This window comes from uncultured Campylobacter sp. (assembly GCF_937921625.1).
GTDB lineage: Bacteria > Campylobacterota > Campylobacteria > Campylobacterales > Campylobacteraceae > Campylobacter_B.
The window spans coordinates 1-6,308 of record NZ_CAKZTI010000040.1 but is presented as its reverse complement, the minus strand read 5'-3'; the positions used below and the strand labels follow the sequence as shown (position 1 = coordinate 6,308).

Below are 6,308 nucleotides of genomic sequence, written 5' to 3'. Positions count from 1 at the left end.
AAGCGACCGAGGGCAAGGGCATCAATATCTACACCCACTCCGAGATGCTTCCTGCGCACGGCTATCCGCAGCTTCGCAAGTATCCGCACCTAAAGGGCAACGTCGGTAAGGCGTGGTTCGATCAGACCAAGCTTTTCAACGAATTTAAAGGCGCGATTTTGATGACCACCAACTGTATCGTGCCGCTTCGCTCGTCCTGTAGCTACGCAGACAGGCTGTTTGGCTACTCTATCGCGGGCACAGACGGCATCAAACATATCCAAAACGACGATTTTACGCCGCTCATCGAGTGCGCACTTGCGTGCGGCGACGTGAGTATGGACAGCGACGAGAGCTTGGTGACGGGCGGACACTATAAGACGATTTTGAGCCTCGCGCCGCAAATTTTAGACGCGATCAAATCGGGCAAAATCCGCCGCTTTTTCGTCATCGCAGGCTGCGACGCGCCGGGCAAGGGACGCGAGTATTACCGCGAGCTAGCGCTTAGCCTACCGAAAGACTGCGTGATTTTGACCTCCAGCTGCGGCAAATTCCGCTTCAACGACGTGGATTTCGGAAACGTGCCCGGCACCGAGATTCCGCGCTATATCGACCTTGGTCAGTGCAACGACAGCAACGGCGCGGTCAAGATCGCCCTAGCGCTTAGCGAGGCTACGGGCATCGCCGTAAACGACCTGCCGGTCTCGATCGTGCTGATGTGGATGGAGCAAAAGGCGGTCATCATCCTGCTTGCGCTATTTAGCCTAGGCGTTAAGAATATCAACGTAGGTCCTACGGTGCCTGAGTTTTTCAACGACGAAATTTTGGGCTTTTTGGTGCAAAATTTCGGCCTTCGCCTAATCAGCGGCGACGCGCAGGCGGATCTGAAATACTTCCTCGGCGAATAAATTTCATAGCGAGGCAAATCGGGTAAATTTTGAATTCGGCAAAGCTCCGTTTTAAATTTACCCTTTATATAGCGCTTTTAGCGGAGCTAGCCGATCTGCGGCATTTTGCGCCCGACGCTCATATTTAAATTTCACGATTATGTCGTCCTTCTTAATTTAAATTTTAAAATCATATAATCTCGCCAAATGCTTCGAAAAATTTAATTAAGTGCTTTTTTTACACATTCAAATTCCAATCGTCTTTGCTATTACAATCCCTCTTTTTCTGTGCAAGTATTTATATCTTATCCGCATCGCTTCCGCTTATAGTAATCCTATGGTGTGCCTCATTGATGCTTGATATTGCATAAAATTTTCCGTATTATCTCATTTTTCGCTATCAGATATTGCAATTTAGTGCCGTTAAAATTTTAAATAAATATAGTATTTTCACAGGATTTTTAATCGGGATTTAAATACGGATTTTAATCTAAATTTTACTCATAAATTTTGAAATTATTTTATGAGTGCATGGCGTACGGCTTGTGGGAATAAAATTTTAAGCAGATTTTGTACGAAATTTCAAAATGCAGCTCAAACTCGCAAGCAGATAAATTCGCTGTAGCCTTGCGTTTATAATTCCGTGCTAACGACAAATTTCGCATCTTTACGTCGGTGCAAATTTTAAAATTTTATGCAAGAGATAAAATTATAAGCCCGTGCAATGCATGAATTCTAAAATTACACGTCGCCTATAGAATTCCATGCCCCACACGACACATAAATTTTGAAAATTTTAAAATTTCACGCCGCAGATAAAATTTAGGAATTTCCTTTTGCAGTAAAATTTTAAAGCTCTGCCACAAATCCTCTGTCCGCGCGGCGAGTTCCAAATCCGTCTAGAACTTAGATTTTCCTCACCAGCTCAGGGATTATCGCTTCGAAATCTACCCCCTCGTATCCGTTGCGCTCCTCGTCGCTCATCGTCTCTTTGATCGTGCTGACGACGAAGTCCGCAGCGATACGAACCGCCGTTTCCAGCGACTTGCCGCGCATTATTGCGCCAAAGGCTACGGCGGCGAAAATATCGCCGGTGCCGTTAAATTTAACCGGCAGCAGCTCGTGGAAATACTCGTTCGTCCTGCCCGTGCGCGCATCGTAGCTGAAAACCCCGCACTGATCGGCGATGTAGCCGATGCCCTTTAAAATAACCTGTCTGGCGCCCAGTTCTCGAAGCCTTGCAAGCAGATCCATGATAAAATCCCTATCCGCATCCTCTCGGTACGGCACACCTGTAATCGCGCAGGCCTCGGTGATATTGGGCGTGATGACGTCGGCCTTGGCGCACAGAAGCGCCATCATACGAGCAAAATCCTCGTTAAAGCCCGGATAAAATACGCCGTTATCGCCCATACAAGGATCGACCAAAATAGTTTTGCCCGCGCCGCCGAAGCTCGCAAATAGCTCGCCCATAATCTCGATCTGCGCTGCCGAACCCAAAAAGCCCGTGTAGATGCCGTCAAACACCACTCCGCGGTCTTTCCAGTGCGCCATGATCGCGCGTATCTGCGAGCTTAGATCACAAAAGGTGTAGCCCGAAAAGCCCGTATGCATCGATAAAACCGCCGTAGGGATCACGCTCGTGCTCATCCCCATCGCGCTAAGTATCGGCAAGGCGACGGTTAGCGAAACCTTGCCCACGCAGGATATATCTTGAACGGTAAGAACTTTTTTCATCACAATTCCTAAAATTTTTGGCTCTATTTTACCGCTATTTATATTAAAAAGGCGAATTTAAATAAAATTTACTCTACGAATAGTCTAAATTTATAATATTTTTGGCGTTTTTCCGCTAAATTTTATCTCGGGTTCGCCGTAAATTCGGCGTATAAATTTAAAAACAAAAGGCAAAAAAATGATAACCGCAAAAGCTCTTTACGCATCCGCGCGCCTTAGATCGCTGCCACTTAGCGTCTCGGGCGTATTGCTCGGCAGCGGCGCGGCATACGGTGTGGGCGCGTTTAGGGCCGACATTTTTGCGCTGGCGCTACTTACGACGCTACTGTTTCAAGCGTTAAGCGACTACGCCAACGACTATGGCGACGCGGTAAAAGGCACCGACGACGGGGGCAGACTGGGGCCGCGCCGCGCGATCCAAACGGGACAGATGAGCGCAGAGCAGATGAAGCGCGTCATCGTCGCTACGTCGCTGCTTTCGGCATTTTCGAGCCTCGCGCTAAGCGTTTTGGCATTCGGCGGGCGGTTTTATCTCGTGGCTCTATTTTTGGCGCTGGGAGGCGCGTCGATATATGCCGCGATCCGCTACACCGTGGGAGCCGGCGCATACGGCTACAAGGGGCTCGGCGACGTTTTCGTATTTTTGTTTTTTGGACTTTTGAGCGTGCTGGGCTCGTACTTTTTATACGCGCACTCGCTAGATGCGGCGTTGCTGCTGCCGGCATGCGCGTGCGGGATGCTAAGCACCGCCGTGCTAAATCTAAACAACATGCGCGACATCCAAAACGACGCGCTCAAGGGCAAGCGCACGATCCCCGTGCGTATCGGACTGCGCGCAGCCAAACGCTACCACGTCGCCCTGATTACGGGCGCGATGTGTGCGATGCTAGCTTACTCGCTTTTGCGCGGCGACTCGGGCATAAGATTACTCTACATAGCGAGCTTTGCACCGCTTATTTGGCATCTCTTTTTCGTCTTAAAAGTGCTGGAGTGCCGCGACTTCGACGGGCAGCTCAAGGTCGTCGCGCTGTGTACGTTTGCTATGTCGGCGCTATTTTTCGTCGGGGAGATTTTGGGCTAAATTTGAATTAAATTTAAAATCAAGCGCGCCTCTCGGCCCGTTTCGAGGCGCTTAACCGAGATAAAATTGAAAACACACGCACATTAAACCTACGCCCGATCACTTAGTACTCCAAATTTGATTGAGTTTTGAGCGAATTTGCGCGAGGCAACCCCTAAGAATCATGCGACAAAGCGCCGCGCCACCCGAGCTTTCAATGTATCAAATTTCAGCGATCTCGCGTCAAAATTCGCGCACGTTTATGCTGCTTTGACCGCATTTTGCTCTGCGCGAGTTTGCGCCGCCTCGCTTTGTGATAGCTCCCGCCATTCATCGAAGCGGCGCTTAAGGATTGTGAGCGCGTAGAATACTTGCCAATAGAATCGCTTGCTAAGCGTATTGTTACCAGCCGCCATTTCTATTATCGGCTTTTCCGTGCTTTAGTACTCCGGTTTCCAGATACAGTTTTTGACCGTTTTTTCCACGTCATCCGTTGCAACGCGGTTTAATTTTTGACGGACGGCACAAGAGGCGACTGCGACGGCAACCGCTTCGGAAAATTCCGTCAGCCGCGCTACCGGCGGTAAAACCGCTTCTCCGGGTTTTCCGGTTTCAAGAAAGGCTCCAAGCGAATGTGCAGCTGCCGAGATCATTTCATCCGTCACGAGCTTTGAATTTACCGCGATACTGCCTAATCCCAATCCCGGATAAATCAGCGCGTTATTTGCCTGCCCAATTGTGTACGTGACGCCCTTGTATTCCACCGGATCGGCAGGAATTCCCGTTGCCACCATTGCGCGGCCATCCGACCAATGAATTAAGTCTGAAGCCGTAGCTTCAGCCAGCTCTGTAGGATTACTGAGCGGAAAAATAATCGGGTGCTCGCACCATGACGCCATAGCGCGAACGATCTCTTCCGTAAAGGTTTTCGGCGCCGTCGATGTTCCTACAAGAATCGTCGGACGTATCGCCATAACCGCTTTTGTAAGAGAGACGGGCTCTCTCACATTACCAAATTCGCTACGTTTTCGCGCAAACGGTTTTTGTTCGGGCGTCAGGTCGTCCATGTCGTCAAACAGCAGCCCCTGCTTATCCACCATATAAAAACGGCTGCGGGCTTCGTCTTCGGAAAGACCTTGCGCGACCATTTCTCTGAATATGCGATCCGTGATTCCCGCTCCTGCCGTTCCCGCGCCGAAGCACAGATATACCTGCTCCGTAAGCTTTTGCCCGTTGATTTTCATAGCGCCGAGAATTCCCGCAAGTGTAATAATTCCGGTTCCTTGACAGTCGTCGTTGAATACAGGCAAAGTTTTCTGATATGTTTGTAAAACCTTTGCGGCATTCGATCTGCCGAAGTCTTCAAAGTGAAGGTATAAGTCGGGGAAAAGTTTTTCCGCCGTCGTTACAAATTGATCGATGAAGCGGTAATATCTATCGCCGTATATTCTCTTGTGGCGATTTCCGAGATAGAGCGGATCATTCAGCAGCGCCTCTCTATTTGTTCCGCAATCCAGCACGACCGGCAGTACCGATTTCGGGTCAATTCCAGCGGCGGCAGTATAGACCATCAGTTTTCCTACGGAGATATCAACGCCGTTCGTTCCCCAGTCGCCGATACCGAGAATTTCTTCCGCGTCGGTCGCAACGATAAGTCTGATGTGTCTGTCACCGGCGGCATGACGGAGCGCATCTTCAATTTGCTCAGGAGCATCGATTGACAAAAATGCCGCACCCTGCGTATCGACAAACTGCTCACTATATTGCTCGATACTTTCCGCGATAACCGGATCATAAACAATCGGCATCAACTCTACAATATGTTCATGGAATACGTGATAGAAAAGCGTTCGGTTGTGATTGAAAACATCCATGAGGAATCTTCTTTTTTCTATTTTGGAAGTTTTCCGTTCCATCTGGCGGTAAATTCTATCGGCTTGCGTTTCAATATCGTCAATACACGGAGGAAGCAGTCCTTCCAGATGATACTTTTTCCTTTCTTCGGCGGAGAATGTCGTTCCCTTGTTCAAAAACGCATCATTGATGCGGTTATAGCCATACTTTTCCATACGCGCTCCTTTGTTTTATTTGAGTCTTGCTTTTCGACTTGAATAAATTATACTGCTTCAGTCTAAATTTATATACAATCAAAATTTTACCGCGCGAAGGTGTTTTGTATGGATAAATTCAATCAATCGAGCGAAATTTTACCATAAGCAGAGATGATGAAAATGCAGCAACAGGCAATGCAAATTTACAAGCGGCTCTGCCAAACAGAGCCGCTCAATTTAAATTTTACTTCTCAAACGCCTTTTCTAGGCTAAACGGAAACGCCTGATAACCCATCGCGTTGGTCATTTTGATTTCGATTGACGGCTCTTTTGCGCCCCATTCAAACTCGTTGATATGCGGGCTAGGCACGCCGACCGGACGGCCTTTGACGATGTCAAACTGCATGCCGGCAACCGCTGAGTAAACCATCACGCTATCAAGGTCGTCTTGATACTGCGCGAGCGATGTGACCGAGCTGTACCACTCGCTGCCGCGCTGTTTGCCGTACTCCCAGACCTGCTCGACGGTTTTAGCTTTTTCGTCGATTTTATAAACGACCGCGCGGGAGTATTTCATACCCGCCATCGCAGGCT

6 protein-coding genes are annotated in these 6,308 nt (G+C 48.8%); 2 read left to right on the top strand and 4 right to left on the bottom strand.

Going from position 1 to position 6,308, the window contains the following annotated elements:
• Positions 1-887: hydroxylamine reductase (gene hcp, locus Q0101_RS06730; RefSeq protein WP_297943537.1), on the top strand; the 887-nt coding region annotated here is incomplete at its 5' end.
• A 731-nt stretch (positions 888-1,618) separates the two neighbouring features.
• On the opposite strand, the gene Q0101_RS06725 is transcribed toward hcp, so the two are convergent.
• Both Q0101_RS06725 and Q0101_RS06720 read right to left on the bottom strand, forming a co-directional pair.
• Positions 1,619-1,759, bottom strand: a complete 141-nt coding sequence (locus Q0101_RS06725; RefSeq protein ID WP_297943534.1) for a hypothetical protein — start codon at positions 1,757-1,759, stop codon at positions 1,619-1,621.
• A 13-nt stretch (positions 1,760-1,772) separates the two neighbouring features.
• Positions 1,773-2,603, bottom strand: coding sequence for a pyridoxamine kinase (locus Q0101_RS06720; RefSeq protein WP_297943531.1), 831 nt, complete (start codon positions 2,601-2,603; stop codon positions 1,773-1,775).
• 178 nt (positions 2,604-2,781) lie between these two features.
• Between Q0101_RS06720 and menA the strand changes: the two genes are divergently transcribed.
• Entirely contained in the window at positions 2,782-3,684 is a 903-nt protein-coding gene (gene menA, locus Q0101_RS06715; protein WP_297943528.1) for a 1,4-dihydroxy-2-naphthoate octaprenyltransferase, read from the top strand.
• Positions 3,685-4,103: 419 nt separating this feature from the next.
• On the opposite strand, the gene Q0101_RS06710 is transcribed toward menA, so the two are convergent.
• Both Q0101_RS06710 and Q0101_RS06705 read right to left on the bottom strand, forming a co-directional pair.
• Positions 4,104-5,732, bottom strand: a complete 1,629-nt coding sequence (locus Q0101_RS06710) for a malolactic enzyme (protein ID WP_297943524.1) — start codon at positions 5,730-5,732, stop codon at positions 4,104-4,106.
• 226 nt (positions 5,733-5,958) lie between these two features.
• The coding region (locus Q0101_RS06705; RefSeq protein WP_297943522.1) for an aryl-sulfate sulfotransferase at positions 5,959-6,308 on the bottom strand (350 nt) is incomplete at its 5' end.